This is a genomic window from uncultured Methanobrevibacter sp. (assembly GCF_902769175.1).
Classification (GTDB): domain Archaea; phylum Methanobacteriota; class Methanobacteria; order Methanobacteriales; family Methanobacteriaceae; genus Methanobrevibacter.
Genome location: NZ_CACXNW010000020.1, coordinates 26,622 through 44,843, shown reverse-complemented (window position 1 = coordinate 44,843; position 18,222 = coordinate 26,622). Strand labels below are relative to the sequence as shown.

Here is an 18,222-nt window from a genome sequence, read left to right as displayed (position 1 = left end):
CTTTTCAACATATTTTGGTTTGATTGAGAGTATAATATTGCAAAGGGTTATCCACTAAAATAAGGATTGCGACTACGGTTCTTAAATTTCAAAACCATATTATATCATATTGCAAAGGGTTATCCACTAAAATAAGGATTGCGACATTGAAATTATGACATCCATCATTTGGTTATCCACTAAAATAAGGATTGCGACGTGTATATTTCTTTTGTTATTGGTTCAGTTTCTTATTGCAAAGGGTTATCCACTAAAATAAGGATTGCGACATTATTCCCTTTTTGCTCTATGTAATATGTTCTTTATTGCAAAGGGTTATCCACTAAAATAAGGATTGCGACTCAGGTGGAAGTAAACGTTGATGATGATTGTTATATTGCAAAGGGTTATGGTTATCCACTAAAATAAGGATTGCGACGTGTATATTTCTTTTGTTATTGGTTCAGTTTCTTATTGCAAAGGGTTATCCACTAAAATAAGGATTGCGACTCTCTAACAGTTGTATAACTGCCTTTTACTTCTTCTATTGCAAAGGGTTATCCACTAAAATAAGGATTACGATACAATCTACTTGCATTTGCCTGTTTCGTTTCCGAATATTGCAATTAAAATCCACTAAAATAAGGATAATACTAATATTCTATTTCCGATTTTTATCGAGAATAGACAAAAACAACAATAATTTAGAAACATCTAAAAAATCTAATTTTAATATATTTACATAGTAAGAATGGATATTACTAGGAAGAATTAATGCAAGAAATAATCAAATTTCAAACTGAAAGCTATTGGAAACAATTCCACAATCCAGAAAACTTAGCCAAATCCATTTCTATAGAAGCAGCAAAAATTCTCGAATATTTTCAAGGGAACAAAGAATACAACAAAGAGGAAGTTGTAGATGAATTAGCAGATGTAATCGATTACTGTTTTTTAATGGCTGATGAATTAGATGTTAATGTTAAAGAAATAGTTTTAAATAAGATGGAAAAAACTGCTAAAAAATATCCATTGAAAAAGCTAAGGGAATTTCCACAAAATATGATAAATTATAGGTGAATTTATGTTAGTATATGAAGCTACAAAAGGTGAATTTTTAGACTCTGTTTTAATGGGATCAATTAAAGATGAAATATATGCAGCATATCAGGAAAAGATAGGAAAATCACCTCAATCTCAGATTGATTCCTGGACAAATTCTATGGAATTCATGTATAAAGTTTTATCAGATAATGAAATACCTGATGATGCTGGAGTAGCTATTGAATTTACCATACCAACTACTTCAAAAAGAATAGATTTCACCTTAACAGGCCTGAATGAAAACAATGAAGATTCTATTGTAATTATTGAACTAAAACAAGGGTCAAGAGCATATAAAGTCGAAGGAAAAGATGGTCTTGTATCAACCTATTTGGGAGGAGGCTTAAGAGAAACACCACACCCATCTTATCAAGCATGGTCTTATGCAGCATTATTGAAAAATTTCAATGAAACAGTAGAAGATGATTCAATTGGTTTGTATCCTTGCGCTTACTTGCATAACTATGATTTTGATCCATTTAATGACCCTCTTAAAGATAACATTTATGGGGAATATACTGCTAAGGTACCATTATATGGTAAAAGAGATGCACTGAAACTTAGGGAATTCATAAAAAAATATGTCAAATCTGGTGATTCAACCAATATTCTTTATAGGGTTGATAGCGGTAGAATTAGACCCTCTAAGAAATTGCAAGATACTTTATCTGCTATGCTTGAAGGTAATGATTATTTCGTAATGATTGATGAACAGAAAGTAGCTTATGAAATGGCTCTTGAGATAGTTAGAAAATCTTACTTGGATGATAAGAAAAGGGTTTTAATTGTTGAAGGAGGGCCTGGAACCGGAAAATCAGTTGTTGCAATTAATCTTTTAGTGAACATATTGTCTAAAGAACAGAATATGATTGCATTATATGTAACAAAGAATAGTGCTCCTCGTGAAGTGTTTTATGAAAGACTTAGAGGTCATTTCAAGCAAAGCTTTATAAAAAACTTATTTAAAGGTTCAGGATCATTCACTGAATCTGAAACAAATCAATTTGATGCATTGATTGTAGATGAAGCACATCGTTTAAATGAAAAATCAGGTTTATTTGGAAATTTAGGAGAAAATCAAGTAAAAGAGATTATAAATGCTGCAAAAGCATCCATATTTTTTATTGACAAGCATCAAAGAGTTACTTTAAAAGATTTTGGTAGCATTGATGAAATAGAAAAATGTGCCAATGATGTAGGTGCTGAAATTGAGCACATTAAATTGGAATCTCAATTCAGATGCAATGGTTCAGATGGATATCTGTCTTGGTTAAATGAGGTATTGGAAATTGAAGAAACTGCCAATTATGATGGATTTGACTTTAATTATGATTTTAGAGTTGTGGATAGTCCTAAAGAATTAAGAGATTTGATTTTTGAAAAGAATGAAATCAATAATAGTGCTAGGTTGCTTGCAGGATACTGTTGGAATTGGATTAAGGAAGGAAAAAACAATACTGATGTTCATGATATTGAAATAGGTGACTTTTCAATGAGTTGGAATCTTGGAAACAGCAGTACTTGGGCAATAGATGAAGATTCTGTAAATGAGATAGGTTGCATTCATACTTCTCAAGGACTTGAATTTGATTACGTGGGAGTAATTTTAGGATTTGACATTAGATATGAAAATGGACAAATCGTGACAGATTTCAATGAAAGGGCAAAGACAGACCAGTCTCTTAAAGGAATTAAAACAAGATATAAGCAAAATCCTGAAGAAGCTTTAGAATTAGCTGATGAAATTATAAAAAATACATATAGGACTTTAATGACTCGTGGAATGAAAGGTTGTTATATCTATTGCGAAGATCCAAATTTAGAGAACTATTTTAAAGAGAGGGTAAGTAAATTACAACATAATGTTTCAGTGGATAATATTACTATTAGTTTGTAATCAAATTTTTTCAATTATAATGTGCTTTTCGAACTTTTGTTATATATCAATATAAGTAGTAGTATCTAGAATTAGGAGAACTATAAAATTTTTTTTTTTTTTTTTTTTATTTGTTTTCAATACTTTTTTATCATCAATTTTTTTCATAGTATACTCATATTTTTCTTTCATTTCATCTACAGAAATGTTTTTAAGTTCAGATATCTCATAATTGTCTTTGTTTAGAGTATTTGCTATTTTATTTTTCAATGGTTTTTCCTTTTCAAAATTGAGTTCTGAATCTATATTGAGAATATATGTCAATTCTACTCTGTTAAAGTCGGATAATCCTTTTTTAATAACTTTTAACTGTTTTTTTGTTTTTAGGGCAAATGATTATGTCTTATATTTCAGATTTTATAGGTGAAATGTTTGCTTTAATAACTTGTTTTGGTTTTTCATTATCTTGAATTGATTTGATTCTTATTTTAAAATCTTTTTTGCTGATTAGAGACATATAACTTTCAACAATAGACACTTCCTTTTTATAATTATTGAATATTTTAATTTATTAATTTTTTTAAAAAAATTTGATTTCAATTCTTTTTATTTAATGAATTTACTGTAATTTAGAGTATTAATTCATTAAAAATTAGTTTAAGAGTTTTTTTTTAAAATAATATTTAAAATCACTTATGATATATTTGTTATAGTCTTTTTTAAAAATTTTTAAAGACTTTTGATTTTTATGATTTTGTGCAAACCTCTATATTTTTTCATTTTATGTTATTTTTTTACAGATTTTTTTAAATTTTTAAAATGTGATAATTGTGCTTTTAAATTAATGAGATAAGTTATTTAATTTTATTTCTAAGTAATTGTCATTATTCTTTTCTTAATGATTAAAATAAAGATTTTTATATTTCTATTGTTTTAGAAAAGTATTTATTTAAATTGTGCAGATATATATAAATACATAGCATATTTTTATATTTGCACAAGCATACCTCAAAAGAAGCAATACACTTTAAAATGTAGTCATTTAAAGGAAATATTTTATACTGTAACAAAAGGTAGTCTATTAAAATAAGGATTGTGGCAAATATACTACATATCTCATGTTGCCGTCATTTCCCAGTTGCAAAAGGTAGTCTATTAAAATAAGGATAATTAAGTAAACTTTTTTAAAAAAGAAAAACATATCATTCAATCAAAATTTAAAAAATAAAATAAGAAAATTTAATTATATTATCTTCGGTGATACATTGACTAAATACTGTACTGAGTGTGGATGCGAAAATTTAGATGACGCCAATTTCTGTTCTGATTGTGGTCTTCCATTTGATGAATATGACCATTCCCCTCTAGATGCAAATGCTCCTTTGGAAATCCCTAAAAAATATAACACATTCAATATAAGCGGAAAATCATCTTACTTAAACTGTAGGCAAAACTCATTAATCCATCTTAAAAAAAGCGCATTGCTCTCAGAAAAGGCAGTATATTTCTGCACTAACTGTGGACTCACTCTTGAAAAGAGCGGTAATTCATTTAAGATTGTCGATATACTGGATAGAAACAATCATATGTGGAAACTCTATAGGGGACGCCAATTCAAAATAGATGATTTGGAACATATAGTTAATGGAGGATTATCCCTTAAAGATCAAGAAAAGCAAAATGATGAAATAGAATCCTTGCGAGAACAATTATTCCAACTGGAAATGAAGCGAGACATTGAAATCATTACACAAAGCTTGTCTAAAGGAGAAATCAATTTAAGCACTGTTAACTCTCCAACAGATTTAAGGGATAATGAAGTGGCATATGTATCTCTTCCAAACATTAAATTATGCGAAGCTGAAATGCCTAAAAATGCAATTTATGAAACTTCATTTAAGCTTTCAAAAGGTGTTACATTAAAGTCAGGTGTAGGAAAGACTGCAAGTGCATCTCCAAAGAATTTAATGGAAATTGATTCAGGAACATTTATAATTACAAATAGGCGAGTGATTTTTGTAGGTGGAAATAGTACCACAAGCATTGACTTAATCAAAATATTATCAATTAATGTATTTAAGGATGGAATATCAATTATAAGTGAAAATAATAAGGATGTGATTTATTTCAGTGGAACAGATCGTCACACACTTTCTTTTGCAATAGATGGAAGAGAGCGCACCTTAACTTTGGAAGGAAATATTATACGGTTTATTATTTTAGGTCAAATAGCTAAAATTAAATGAGGAAGTAATTTAATGAATTTATCTAAAAGACAAAAGGAATTAATCACTTTTACATTGGACATATTAATCATTATAGATATTTTTTTGCTGATTTTTGCATTTTTCAATATTAACTTGGAAAACAATATCAGAATAATCATTTTTGACTTTATCGTTTGTATATTGATGCTTATAGAATTTGGTGTAAATTGTTCTAAAGCTGCCAATAAAAAAGAGTATACAAGGCATCATATAATTGATTTGATAGCATCAATTCCTTTTGATATAATATTTGCAGTTATATTCATGGGCTTAGGATTTACAAAACATTTCGAATTGTTTGGCAGCTTAACAGTATTGAGATTCCTAAGAATATTCCGTTTTGTTAGAGTGGCTGTCTTAATCAGAAAATATTCTACAAGTGCCGGCAGATTTCTTAAAAATTCCTATTTGGATAAGATCTTATCTGCAGTTGCAATCGTTATTATAATATTTACCATATTATTATATCTCTTTTCAGCTGAAATGCATCATGATCCATTAAGAAGCCAATGGTTTGTAATTGTTACATTAACAACAGTAGGATATGGAGATATCACAATCACAAATTTCAGTTCACGATTGCTTGCACTATTGCTGATTATTACAGGAGTCTTTGTTTTCAGTACAATTACAGGAGCAATATCTTCTATCTTTACTGATAAACTTTTAAAAGAGGAGAATGTAGAGTTAAGGGAAAACCTGCATATATTAAATCAAAAGATGAATTTCAATGAAATTCAGCTTGAAAAAATGAATAAGCAAGTTGAAGAATCCAATAGAACTACAAATGAATTGAAAGAGGAAATACAGGAATTAAAGAAAATAATTAAAGAGAAATAGGTGGTAGCATGCAAGTTGCAATAGCTAAAAACTTAGATACTAAAGAAATACTGGAATTAGACGACATAACATTCCAATTTGTATTATGGCTAAATGAAAACAATTACATAGAATTAGATAGTTTATACGCAAAATCAACTCTAAAGACAACAGTAAAAGAGTTCAACGAACTAAACAATAAAATGACATTCCAAGGGGAAGACGAGTTATTAGTGCCCCAAATAAACTACTTTGTAGAGCTGAACACTTGGGTCTGCTTTGGAAAGGATGAAAATGAAGAGATAAACCTATCCTTTGAAATATGTGATGTGGTATATGACAGCAAAACCATGAAGGAATCATATAATCCTATAGAATTGACTTACCTAATCCCATTCTTAAATTCCTTTGAAAAATAATGATAATAATATCCGATCAGAAAAAGACACCTCCCAATTGAGTAATTGAATCTGAATTTATGATTCCTTTAACTATTCATTCACAACGAGCATATCCAACGAAACAATATATATTCCTAAAGAAAATAAGATTAAGAGAATGTTAAAACAGGAAAATAAACATAAATTCCTATTTCAAAAAAGGTAAAAATATAAAATGAAGTTCTTATATTAGATTCTGCGGATAATCAATCATACAAATTTTTTAAATTTTGGAAAGCAAATTTATTTCATAGATTAATAAAAAAATTATTTTTCCTTAATTGATTTTTTTCAATGAAACGTTTTAATAATTTAAAAATTAAATTATAATTATATATGTAAAGGTGATACTATTTCTGATAATTATATTCAAAATGAACTAAAATCAAATAAATCTTTCTTCGATTCCTTAAATTTAAATGATAAACAAAGAGAGGCTGTAGTGACTGATGAAGACTGTCTCCAAATTATTGCAGGGGCTGGAACAGGCAAAACAAGAACTCTCATTGCAAAAGTGAAATACTTAATAGAAATAAAAGGTGTAGACCCCTCTAAAATTTTATGTTTATCATTTTCCAATAAGTCTGTAAAGGACCTTAGCCGCAGATTAAAAAATCAAAAAATACCAATTTCCAAAAGTGAAGAATATGGTAAAGTAAGAGTTTCCACCTTTCACAGTTATGGAAAAAGTTTTTTTAAAGAGGATTTCAATTGGGGAAAATTATATTATATCTTCCAAAACTTTATAAGGGAAGGTATTTTAGAAGATATTTATTTATATGAACAATTCAGACGTTATTTTTATATGGCATTTAGACATATGCATAAGTTACCTAAATATAATCCTAATGTTATTGCTGAAAAACGTAAATTTAGTGATAATCATGATGGTAGAATTGAATCATTAACTAAAGGAATTGTTGTAAACAGTGTCCAGGATTTTGAAATTGCTAATTTTTTTACTTTACATAAAATTGAATTTAATTATATGAAGGAATATGGTGAAATATATAATGATGATAAAAAACTTAAATTTGATTTTTATTTACCGGAATATGATATTAGGTATAATAATAAAAACAATCTTGACTGGCTGAAAAGTAAAGAAAAAAGAGAGAGGTATATTGATCAAATTGACTATAAATTATCATTATTTAATTATGAATTAGATGAAATTATCGATGATTGCACTCCTATACTTGAAGATGATACGGGTGCAAGATTAATTCTTGTGAACTCTTATTTGATGGATGAGAGAGAATATTTAGAAGATTTAAAGGATAAATTAATTAAATGTGGTGTAAGTTTAAATAAAATGTCTGATGATGATTTGACAGATATTTTATATAAAACTCAATTTTTTGAAGATTTAAAGAAAGTAACCTTCTTCTTTAACAATTTTGTTGAATCTGCAAAAGAAAAAAAATTAACTTCAGATGATTTAAGGTCTTTTGAAGGAAAAATAATTCAGAAAACTTCTTTTTGCCTATCGTATGCGATTATTTTGACTATTATGTGAATTATCTTGAAGAAAATAATTTGATGGATTATGCAGATATGGTTATTAAAGCTACTCCATTAATAAAAAATATTGATTATGATTATGTCCTTGTAGATGAATACCAGGATATTTCTGGAGCTCGTTTTGAGTTATTAAAGAAAATTCTGGATGAATCTGCTGCTAAACTTATAGTAGTGGGTGATGATTGGCAGTCCATTTATGGATTTACAGGATGTGAAGTTAAATATTTCTCTAATTTTAGTGACTATTTTGATGATTTTACAGAGATATATTTAGATGAGACATATAGGGCTTCTAATCAATTAATAAATGCGGCAGGTAAGTTTATTGATGCTGATTATTTAATTTCTAAGAATTTACAATCAGAAAAAAGTTTAAGTAAACCAATTGAATTAAGATTATATAGTGGTAAAGATAAAAGAGAAAAAGAACTTAATGAAGATTTGCTAGTTTATGAAATTATTAAAGAACTATCTAGAGAAAATTATGCCGAAGTGATGATCTTATCTCGGTATAATGATCATTTAGAGTCTATAAAAGAAAAATTAGATGATTTATATATTGATGTTCGATTTGATATTGATGTATCATATAATACTTTCCATACTGCAAAAGGTTTAGAGGCTGAAAATGTAATCCTTTTAGATGTTAACCATGTAAATAGTGGAAAAGGAATTCCAAGTAAAGTTACTACAGATGGATTTATGCGTTTTGTAATTTTTAATAATGATTCTGAAAAACAAAGTGAAGAAGAAAGAAGGTTGTTTTATGTAGCATTAACAAGAACTAGAAATAAAGTGTTTTTATGTGCTGAAGATGGTAGGGAATCTCCATTTATTTATGAACTTGATAAAAATGCAGTTAAGGTTAAAGAATTTCAACCTCCAATTGGTTTTAATCCATTTTATAATAATAATAAGACAATAATTAAAGATAATTGGGAATATGCAAAATTAATTGGTGAAAGTGATTTAAGATGTCCAAAATGTAAAACAGGACATATAAATCTTTATTCAATTAATGAATTAAAATATGTGGCTTGTTCAAGATTTGAACAATGTGGTTCATTTATTGATGAAAAAATAGTTGATGATGAAATAATAAATAATATTGAAAAATGTCCTAATTGTAAAAATGGTTTTATTTTTACTAATCATGAAGGAGATAGAATATGCTCTAACAAGAGATGTAAATCTAATAAGAATAAATCTAAAAAGAAGAAAGTTAAAATCAAATCAGGTTTATTCGATGATGAAATTGATGAAGATTCAAAGTCAAAATCAATAGAGTTAACTGATGAGGAAATAGCTAAAAGAGCGGAAAGGGTAAAAATTAAGAAAGAAAAGAGAGAAAAGGAACATCTTAAAAAACAAAATATATTAAATTCCAAACAAAAGCAAAACCAAAATATTGCAAATGAAGAAGAGATGAGAATTAACTATGAAAGAGAAAAACTTGAAAAAGAGTTTAAAGAGAAAGAACGTTTATTAGAGTTAGAAAAGAAAAAATTAGAAAAAGAATTCAGAGAAAAAGAAAGATTATTAGAGTTAAAAAGGGAAAAACTTCGTAAAGAAAAAGATGTTAAATTGACTAATGAATCTAGTAAAAAACAACATTTGGAAGAAGAAAAGTTAGAATTAGATAGAAAAGCTAAAGAAAATGAAGAAAAAACAAAAAATGATTATATATCACAACTTAGAGCTAGAAATAAATAATTAGGTTCATTAAATAATAAAAAAGATAATGATAAACATCAAAAATCTGATTCAATAAAGAAATCAGTTAAAAGTGCAAAGAAAAAGGATATTGTGACAAAAAATAAAAATAAAGTAGAAGGATCAATTTATGATGAAGAAGTTATTAAAATAATGTGTGAAAATCTTAATTTAGATTTTAAAGATGTGAAAACTGCAAAAGCTTATTTAATAGGCATTTATTCACCAAATAGGATTAAACGTGAAGAAGATAAAGCAAAATCAAAAATTTGTTTATCAGAATTTATAAAAATTCATGGGGATTCTGAATTTAAGGAGTTATGTAAAATATTAAAAATGCCTAAAATTAATTCAAATAATAAATTAATTGGTCTTATTACAAAAAAATATTCATTTTCTAGAATTAAAAAGGAAATTGAAGATTTTGAAAAAAATAAAATTTAATCTAAGTGAAATTGCAAGTGAATATGTTATGTCATTTATGACAACAAAACCATGAAAGAATCATATAATCTTATAGAATTGACTTACCTAATCCCCTTCTTAAATTCCTTTGAAAAACAATAATCTTTATAAATGATTAACACATTATAATATTGAAGCAAAAAATTGTTGAATTTTTGTATTTAGGGTGTAATATGTCAATTGATGATAAGTTTGAAAGATTAGAAAGGGAACGTAGACTTAAGGAAAGAGTAACAAATGTAGAATCTTCAAAGATGAAACAAAGGGATAGGGAAACCTTCCTAAGAATAAATAAGTTGTATATTGAAGATGCAGAGCAAAAGCTTAACACTTGCACTGATGAGCAATTTGAATTTATCTATGATAAATTCAATCCATGCAATGATTGTACAACAAGTGCGGAAAAGACAAGATATCTTGCTGAAAATTATCCAAAAAGAATTTGCGAAAACATAGGAAATTAAAAACAGGAATTTTATAGATAATCAAATCAAAAAGAGACTCCTCCAAATCGTGTAGTTGGTTGGGGAGTAGATCTCTATGGCAATGACAAATTTGGAAGAAGCATATTTGACTCTCCAAATAGATTTAAAACAAACACTACTGCAAATGAAAATAAAGTATCACATCCTGTTAAAACAGCGAATAATATAAGTAAACATGTTAAAACAGTGAAAAATATAACTAAACCAGTTAAAACTGAAAAAAGACAAAGACCAAACAAGGTTAAGGAAGTTCCTAAAATTGACCCTGTGGAATGGACTGAAAAGCTAAATGCTTTGGAAGATGATGTCTTCAATTTCATAATATTTCAATTGGGAGTTCCTAAACGGCTTGAAAAAGAAGATCAAATTGATTTCATAATCAATAACAATAGACCTGATAGAATTGATAATGCAATAATCAATGCGGAAAAGTTTAAACCTTGAAAAGACATATCTTTACATGGTGATACCATGGATGAAAAGGAACACAGAAGACAGAATAAAAGATGTGTCCGTGATGAGGATTTTGAAGAAGAGCCAGAATATTATTCATTCAGTGACAACTATGACTACGGCGATGTAGATTATGAACAAGATAATGAATAATTTTATTATTTTTATTTAACTTGATGTAGATTTACATCTTTCTATTTTTTATTTTTTTACACAAAATCAATTAATATAATTTGATGATTAATTAAATCAATACAATTTAATCAACCATTAAAATTATCAATGCTATTTTTAATTAAAATTCATTCAAAAACAATGCAATTTATGTATCTATTTTTCTAAATTTTAAATCAATAATTTTTTCATAAATAGTAAACAACACCAGAAGACTACATGCCCTACTATAATGTGATTAAATGATAAACCATAATTTATATATAAACGAATTTGTTTAATATAATATAAACAAAGACAAAAAAGTGATAAGATGTCACCAGATAAGGATTTGAAATTGGAAACAAAATGCTATGATGCAATGGAATATGGCTATCTCTATGGATTGAACAAGAAAATACCTGACGAAGAGTGGGAAAAGGTTAAGCCATACATGAGGAAATGGAAAAGAATGGACTTTGTAGAGGGAAACATCAAGGTTACAGGACGTCCTGAAGGATACAGATGCCTTGAGGAAGATGTTCCTAAGGTTGAGGAAATACTTGGAATAACAAATACACTTGCTAAAAGAAGAGCAAACATTGAAGCTAAAATGTCTGATCCAATCAAGAAGGTTCAGTTCAAGGACCAGGTTTACAATTGGCTTACCATGCTCTTTAAGAATGGAACTCAACCTAAACAAGACTTAAGCCGTCTTGCTATCCATTCCACAAAAATCTATGACCCTGCAGATGGCTTTAAGAATGGTGCTGAAGATGGCTATGGAGAATTATTTATTTATACTCCACATGGAATGTGGTACATAATCAACAACTGCAGTCCAGGAGCAAACAAGGCACTTAATAATCTTGAAAGCAAGTTTGGCGGTGCTATAGGTTATAGATTGATGTATGAGGATACAGTAGATACATTGATTAGAGTATATACTGAAGAAAATGAGTATACAGGTCCTCAATTATATTAAAATTTAAAAGAAAAAAAGAATTATTTTTTAAAGAGGTTTTATCCTCTATTTACTATTTTTACTTATTCAATTTTTTAAAGAGGTTTTATCCTCTATTTGCTATTTTTTTATTCAACAGCTTTCCTTAAAGCCTGATCTATATCTGCAATAATGTCTTCAACATTTTCTATTCCTACAGACATTCTAATGAAGTCAGGAGTTACACCACTATACACCTGCTCTTCAGGAGACATTGTGGAATGGGTAGTGGAAGCAGGATGAACAACAAGTGTTTTTGCATCACAGATATTTGCAAGGTGTGATAAAAGCTCTACATTTTCAATGAATTTCTTTCCTTCTTCTATTCCACCTTTTATTCCAAATCCAAGAACACATCCGTATTTGCCATTCAAATACTTTTTAGCGATTTCATGGTTTGGATTATCTTCCAATCCTGGATAATTTACCCATGAAACAAGCTCATGCTGGTCTAGGAACTTAGCAACTTCAAGGGCATTTTCAGTGTGTTGCTTGACTCTAAGAGACATTGTTTCAAGTCCTTGGAGAAGAAGGAATGAATTAAATGGGCTAATGCATGTTCCTAAATCCCTCATCATCTGTACACGTGCTTTGGTAATGTAAGCTGCATTTCCAAATGCCTCTAGATAAACAAGTCCCTGATAGCTGTCATCAGGTTCTGTAAACTCTGGAAACTTGCCGTTTGTCCAGTCAAAATTACCTGAATCTACAATGGTTCCTCCAAGGGAAGTTCCATGTCCTCCGATAATTTTGGTTGCAGAGTGTACAACGATGTCTGCTCCATGTTCAATAGGCTTTACCATTCCAATAGCTGAAGTGTTGTCAACAATAAGTGGAATGCCGTGTCTGTGTGCAATATCTGCCAATACTTCAAAGTCAGGAACATCTAATTTAGGGTTTCCGATTGATTCGCAGTAAAGTGCCTTTGTCTTATCTGTGATTGCATCCTCAAAAGCCTGTGTATCCTGTGAATCAACAAAATTGACTGTTATTCCAAATTTATTCAATGTGTTTTTAAATAGGTTATATGTTCCTCCATAAAGGTTGTTTCCAGAGACTATTTCATCTCCGCATTGAGCTAGATTTAAAATTGCAAGTGTGATCGCTGCCATACCACTGGCCTGTGAAAGGGCACCTACTCCTCCTTCAATAGCTGCAACCCTTTTTTCAAATACTTCATTTGTAGGGTTATTCAATCTTGTATAAATGTTTCCTGGCTCTTTAAGGGCAAATATATTAGCTGCATATTCTGCACTTTCAAATACATATGAACTGGTTTGATAAATAGGTACTGCTCTTGCACCAGTGAAAGGATCTGCCTCTTCCTGGCCTGCATGCACTTCTAAAGTTCTGTCTCCGTATTTTCTTGTCATGATTTTTTCTCCATAATTTAATATAACTATGTTATTAAACAATATTATTATATTGCTTTTGCTTAATAACTTTAAGGATTTAAGGAATATTACAAAATTAGAAAAATAGGAAAACATGGAATTTAAAGAAATAGATTAGATTAAAAAAAAGAATAATAAATTGTAAAAAGAAATTAGATTAAATTAAAAAAAGGATAATGATTGTAAAAAGAAATAGATTGGATTATAAAAAGAATAATAAATTCTAAAAAATTAAAAAAAGATAATTTATAATTATTTTAAATATAGAATCATAAAATAACTTATCTTTTTTTATCACTGAATATATTTTGATATTAAGTGCATTACTTAAAATGCTTCCATAATCATTTTCTAAGTGATAATGGATGGTCTTTACCGAAATTTATAACTATACCCATATCAGGTCCATTAAAATTTGATATCATGTTATGAATGATTTCTCTGTCTTTATCACTTAATGAAGGATGGTCGACAGATTGATCAGATGATATTTGTGTTTCATTATCAGCTGCGCTAACAGATGCAACTGAACATAACATCATAATACAGATAAGCAATAAAAATAATTTACGCATTTTTCCCCACCTTTTTTTTCTTAATATTACTATATTATTATTTATAAAGAATAGTATATAAAATTTCTTGAATGTAAGTGCTTACTTACATGATTAAAGAACAAATAATGATTTTTTTTTAAATTTATAAAAATTTTAATAATTTATTTAATTTTTTAATCAATTTTCAATTGTATTTTTAAAAAATAATCTTTTAATAGAGTTTATATTCAATTTTTTCTTGGTTTCTAATAAATTTTTATAAAAAATTAAATTATGTGTATGTGTGTATATAGAAATCAATATGCCATTATTTAAGATTATTTATTTCAAATAATAAAGAAACAATTGATTATTTTAATAGATTTTAAAAAAATATCATTTTAATTAATCATTATTTTAATTAAATCAAATTTATTTCAGCAAGAAAAAATCTTAAAAATAGTTGAATAAAAATAGATAAAAAATTTAAAAAAAAAGAAATTAGTTTAATTTAATTATTTTAAGACAATTTCAATATGATTGTTTTAAGATAATTAATTTAGATAATCCGGTTCGAAATTCATATGTCTGCACCAAGATTCATATTCTCTGATGACAACTTCTTCACGGATCAAGTGTTTGCCATGGATTTGTGCTTCATATGTTCTATACATAGGAGCCCACTCAGAATATGGAGTTGGGACCTTAAGCTCACGTGGGTCGTGTATCTCACGTGCTGCAACAGCAGATGCAAGTGAACATGCTAATATTAAGCATATGAATAACACTGGTATCTCTTTTCTCATATCTAGCCTCCCTCAAATTTTTTAGTGTAAAGTCACTAATTATTAATTTATTAAGTAAGATATTTAAAGATTCTCGAATGTAAGCACTTGCTTGCATAATTGAAAGCAATAAAGAGGCTTATATATAAAAATAAGAATTTTGAATTTTATTCAAATCATTTTAAATTAAATCATCTATTTTTACTAAAATCATCAAATATTCAAAGATTTTAAATTCCCTTATTTTTTTATTGTTTTTATTGAATTGATTAAAAGAGATTAGATAAGCAATATAACCCTATGGGATTAAATTGAAAACTTTTATATATATTCAGATTTTAATTATTAATTAGAACTTGAAATTTTTTGATTTTTAAATTATGTGAGTGAGGATTATGGCGAAGGATAATTTTTGCATTTACTGTGGATTTAAACTCTTTCCAGAGGACCATTTTTGTCCAAATTGTGGAAAAAGATTGGATGAAGGGCCTAATGCACAAGCTAAAAGTTCAAAATATGAGCCAAACAAGGTAGTTGACGGCATTGACTTGTCACAGGTAAATAAGGCTAAAAAGGCACAGAGTGATTTCTATTCAAGTTCAACCAAGTCTAAAACCACATATGCAACAACCACTCCAGACTATACATATTATAAAAATCAAATCAAAAAGCTAAAGGAAAGCTTTGAAACCAAGGAGAAAAAGGTTTTGGAACTTCTTGAAAAGAAATTCCCATCAGGGCAAATGTCATACTATATGTTTAAGGGTGAAGTGGACAGCTGTAGAGTAAGCTTCTTTAAGGAAGCGGAAGCTGCTGAGAGTATGATTGAATTGTCTGATGAATATTCCGATAAGATAGCAAATGAATTAAAGAACAAAATCAAGACTTTACAGTCCATTGTTGGAAAGTTAGGTGATTTGCAAAGCGAACTCATTATCAGCATAAGCAATGAGGTTGATGATGGTGATGAGGAGATTAAGAACCTTATTGAAGAAATGAATGAATTGATCAATTCCGTCAAGGATTATGAATGATTGGTTTTATTGTTTTATGATTTATTCCTTTTATTTTTCTTATTTCATAAAAATCATTTAAATAGTATTACTGAATGGTTTCTAAAATTCAATTTTGTATTAAATTATTACTCTGAATGGTTTCTAAAATTCAATTTTATATTTAATTATTATAGTTTTTTCCTATAAATGCAAAACTTTATAAATAAGATTTGTCATAAGATTATATGACACATGTATTTATATAAATTTAATTTTTATAAAATAAAAATTGGGTGATATTTATGGCTGAATTTTCACTTGATGTACAAGAAATTCAAGAAGACGTAGAAAAAAGTCTTAAAGAACAAGAAGAAAGTTTACCTAATGATGAAATTAAAAAGCAAGCAGACGATAATGCTGAAGCAATCTTTGAAGCTAATTTTGATGATGTGGCAGCAAGAGAAAACATCTTGAAGCCTTTAGATGACTTTGGTCTAAATGCAATCAATAGATCTGCAAACAAAAACAATCTATTGAATGCAAGATTTAAGGACCTTGCTAAAGGTGGAGATGAAGCTGTCAATGTTGGAAACAAATTGGAGGAATTGGATAAGGAAATAAGAAATCTGGATCCTGCATCAATTGAATTTGGAAAATCCGGATTTTTAGGAAAGCTCCTTAAGCCAATCAGAAATTACTTTGACAAATATGAGCAAGCTGATGAAGCGATAAACAATATTCTCGTTTCCCTTGATGCAAGTAGCAAGGTATTGCAAAATGACAATACAACCCTTCTTGCAGAAGAGTCCTACTTAAGGGAATTGACTAAAAAGCTTATGGCTGACATTGAACTTGGTAAGCAAATGGATGCTTCCATTGAACAGCAAATCAGACAAGCTGAAATCAATGGGGTTGACCAATACAAAATTGACTTTGTACGTGAAGAGGTATTGTTCCCTCTAAGACAAAGAATCATGGATATGCAACAGATGATTGTTGTTAACCAACAAGGAATTATTTCTTTGAATGTTGTAAGAAGAAACAACAAGGAATTGATTAGAGGTGTAAGCCGTGCTAAGAATGTAACTGTAACTGCACTTAGAAATGGTATTATGGTTGCAAGCGCATTATACAATCAGCAAGTTGTTATCAAAAAGATCCAAGCACTTAACACTACTACCGAACAGGTAATTGAATCCACTTCAAGAATGTTAAGGGAGCAAGGAAATCAAATCCAAAAGCAAAGTGCTGAAACCATGATTTCTCCTGAAGTCCTTAAGCAATCCTTTGAAGAAGCTCTCGCAGCAATTGAGGATGTAAGCAATTATAAAAACCAAGCACTTCCTAAGATGCAAGAGCAAATCACTGCTTTCAGTCAAATGGCTGAAGAAGGACAAAGAGTTGTTGATAAAATAGAAACTAAATAAAATTATTTAGTTTTCTTCTTTTCTTTTTTTTTAAATTTAATTTTTTTATCATTTTTTAAAACTGCTTTTTCATAATTTTTTTTATTATTTAAATGATAAAATCTTAATTTTTATTAATTTTAAGGATATTTCTTTTTCATAATTTTTTTTATTATTATAATGATAAAATCTTAATTTTTATTAATTTTAAGGATATTTCTTTTTCATAATTTTTTTATTATTTTAATGATAAAATCTTAATTTTTATTAATTTTAAGGATATTTCTCTATTTTTCTAATTTTTTTAATAAATCCTTAAAAAAAGTTATTTTCTCTTTTTAAACTATTAATATATTATTCTCATTGAAAAAAAAATTTTATAATAATTTAATAAAAATAGTAAAAAAATAAAAAATAAAAAAAGAAATAAAATCAATTTTGTTAAAAAATAGTAAAAAATAAAAAAATATTAAATTAATATAAGGAGGAAAGAAGTTAAATCTTAATTTAAGAAATTACTTAAATTCCCCTATTTACATCGATAGTGGTTCTTAAAGTGTCATAAAGACCAAAGATCCAAATAATTATATAAGCTAAATAACAGCAGAAACCGGTATTGTTTGTTTCAGCATCTAAAGGCATGCCGAAGTACATCCAGAGTCCGCAAAAGATTATACCAAGAACTAAATATGGTATAAATCTTTTCATTACACCATCGTATGCTAAACCTAAACCTGGAACTAATAATGATAATATCATCACCAGGTATGTATTTTTCTTTGCCATATTTTTACACCTATAAATCGATTTTTTTAAACAATTATT

The 18,222-nt window shown here is 28.1% G+C and carries 19 protein-coding genes and 1 CRISPR repeat array (1 of these 20 cut by a window edge); of the genes, 14 read left to right on the top strand and 5 right to left on the bottom strand.

The features are described from left to right. A CRISPR array of direct repeats spans window positions 1–629; the repeat unit is 33 nt; unit sequence TATTGCAAAGGGTTATCCACTAAAATAAGGATT (it extends 253 nt beyond the left edge of the window). A gap of 124 nt (window positions 630–753) precedes the next feature. Both QZV12_RS08085 and QZV12_RS08080 read left to right on the top strand, forming a co-directional pair. Further along, a complete protein-coding gene (locus QZV12_RS08085; protein WP_295620004.1) occupies window positions 754–1,059 on the top strand; it encodes a nucleotide pyrophosphohydrolase in 306 nt (101 codons plus the stop codon). A gap of 4 nt (window positions 1,060–1,063) precedes the next feature. Continuing rightward, entirely contained in the window at window positions 1,064–2,980 is a 1,917-nt protein-coding gene (locus QZV12_RS08080) for a DUF2075 domain-containing protein (protein ID WP_295620001.1), read from the top strand. 39 nt (window positions 2,981–3,019) lie between these two features. On the opposite strand, the gene QZV12_RS08075 is transcribed toward QZV12_RS08080, so the two are convergent. Further along, window positions 3,020–3,283, bottom strand: coding sequence for a hypothetical protein (locus QZV12_RS08075; protein WP_295619998.1), 264 nt, complete (start codon window positions 3,281–3,283; stop codon window positions 3,020–3,022). Between the two features lie 941 nt (window positions 3,284–4,224). On the opposite strand from QZV12_RS08075, the gene QZV12_RS08070 reads away from it, so the two are divergent. From QZV12_RS08070 to QZV12_RS08025, 10 genes are all read left to right on the top strand, one after another. Continuing rightward, window positions 4,225–5,205 carry a zinc ribbon domain-containing protein gene (locus QZV12_RS08070; protein ID WP_295619996.1) on the top strand — a complete coding sequence of 327 codons (981 nt, stop codon included), beginning with the start codon at window positions 4,225–4,227 and terminating at the stop codon, window positions 5,203–5,205. 12 nt (window positions 5,206–5,217) lie between these two features. Then, on the top strand, window positions 5,218–6,066 hold the full coding sequence (locus QZV12_RS08065) for an ion transporter (protein WP_295619993.1): 849 nt from the start codon (window positions 5,218–5,220) through the stop codon (window positions 6,064–6,066). Between the two features lie 8 nt (window positions 6,067–6,074). Then, a complete protein-coding gene (locus QZV12_RS08060; protein WP_295619990.1) occupies window positions 6,075–6,464 on the top strand; it encodes a hypothetical protein in 390 nt (129 codons plus the stop codon). Window positions 6,465–6,819: 355 nt separating this feature from the next. Further along, a complete protein-coding gene (locus tag QZV12_RS08055) occupies window positions 6,820–8,004 on the top strand; it encodes a UvrD-helicase domain-containing protein (protein WP_366925553.1) in 1,185 nt (394 codons plus the stop codon). A 23-nt stretch (window positions 8,005–8,027) separates the two neighbouring features. Further along, window positions 8,028–9,722, top strand: a complete 1,695-nt coding sequence (locus QZV12_RS08050; protein WP_295619986.1) for a 3'-5' exonuclease — start codon at window positions 8,028–8,030, stop codon at window positions 9,720–9,722. 93 nt (window positions 9,723–9,815) lie between these two features. Beyond that, window positions 9,816–10,166 (top strand): hypothetical protein, encoded by a 351-nt coding sequence (locus QZV12_RS08045; RefSeq protein ID WP_295619983.1) that lies wholly within the window; start codon window positions 9,816–9,818, stop codon window positions 10,164–10,166. Between the two features lie 194 nt (window positions 10,167–10,360). After that, the gene (locus QZV12_RS08040) at window positions 10,361–10,651 is read left to right on the top strand and encodes a hypothetical protein (RefSeq protein ID WP_295619980.1); all 291 of its coding nucleotides are present in this window, start codon (window positions 10,361–10,363) and stop codon (window positions 10,649–10,651) included. A 207-nt stretch (window positions 10,652–10,858) separates the two neighbouring features. Further along, the gene (locus tag QZV12_RS08035) at window positions 10,859–11,116 is read left to right on the top strand and encodes a hypothetical protein (protein ID WP_295619977.1); all 258 of its coding nucleotides are present in this window, start codon (window positions 10,859–10,861) and stop codon (window positions 11,114–11,116) included. Between the two features lie 27 nt (window positions 11,117–11,143). Further along, complete coding sequence (locus QZV12_RS08030) at window positions 11,144–11,278, top strand: hypothetical protein (RefSeq protein WP_295619974.1); 135 nt, start codon at window positions 11,144–11,146, stop codon at window positions 11,276–11,278. 334 nt (window positions 11,279–11,612) lie between these two features. Next, the gene (locus QZV12_RS08025; protein WP_295619971.1) at window positions 11,613–12,263 is read left to right on the top strand and encodes a hypothetical protein; all 651 of its coding nucleotides are present in this window, start codon (window positions 11,613–11,615) and stop codon (window positions 12,261–12,263) included. A 107-nt stretch (window positions 12,264–12,370) separates the two neighbouring features. Here QZV12_RS08025 and QZV12_RS08020 read toward each other — a convergent pair whose 3' ends face one another. The 3 genes from QZV12_RS08020 to QZV12_RS08010 form a co-directional block, all read right to left on the bottom strand. Next, window positions 12,371–13,654 (bottom strand): O-acetylhomoserine aminocarboxypropyltransferase/cysteine synthase family protein, encoded by a 1,284-nt coding sequence (locus tag QZV12_RS08020; protein ID WP_295619969.1) that lies wholly within the window; start codon window positions 13,652–13,654, stop codon window positions 12,371–12,373. 365 nt (window positions 13,655–14,019) lie between these two features. Further along, complete coding sequence (locus tag QZV12_RS08015; protein WP_295619967.1) at window positions 14,020–14,250, bottom strand: hypothetical protein; 231 nt, start codon at window positions 14,248–14,250, stop codon at window positions 14,020–14,022. Between the two features lie 515 nt (window positions 14,251–14,765). Next, a complete protein-coding gene (locus QZV12_RS08010; RefSeq protein ID WP_295619964.1) occupies window positions 14,766–15,017 on the bottom strand; it encodes a hypothetical protein in 252 nt (83 codons plus the stop codon). Window positions 15,018–15,391: 374 nt separating this feature from the next. On the opposite strand from QZV12_RS08010, the gene QZV12_RS08005 reads away from it, so the two are divergent. Together QZV12_RS08005 and QZV12_RS08000 are read left to right on the top strand one after the other, a co-directional pair. Then, window positions 15,392–16,030 carry a zinc ribbon domain-containing protein gene (locus QZV12_RS08005; RefSeq protein WP_295619959.1) on the top strand — a complete coding sequence of 213 codons (639 nt, stop codon included), beginning with the start codon at window positions 15,392–15,394 and terminating at the stop codon, window positions 16,028–16,030. Window positions 16,031–16,293: 263 nt separating this feature from the next. Beyond that, the gene (locus QZV12_RS08000; RefSeq protein WP_295619956.1) at window positions 16,294–17,418 is read left to right on the top strand and encodes a toxic anion resistance protein; all 1,125 of its coding nucleotides are present in this window, start codon (window positions 16,294–16,296) and stop codon (window positions 17,416–17,418) included. Window positions 17,419–17,916: 498 nt separating this feature from the next. On the opposite strand, the gene QZV12_RS07995 is transcribed toward QZV12_RS08000, so the two are convergent. After that, window positions 17,917–18,183, bottom strand: a complete 267-nt coding sequence (locus tag QZV12_RS07995) for a hypothetical protein (protein ID WP_295619952.1) — start codon at window positions 18,181–18,183, stop codon at window positions 17,917–17,919. Window positions 18,184–18,222: the final 39 nt, after the last annotated feature.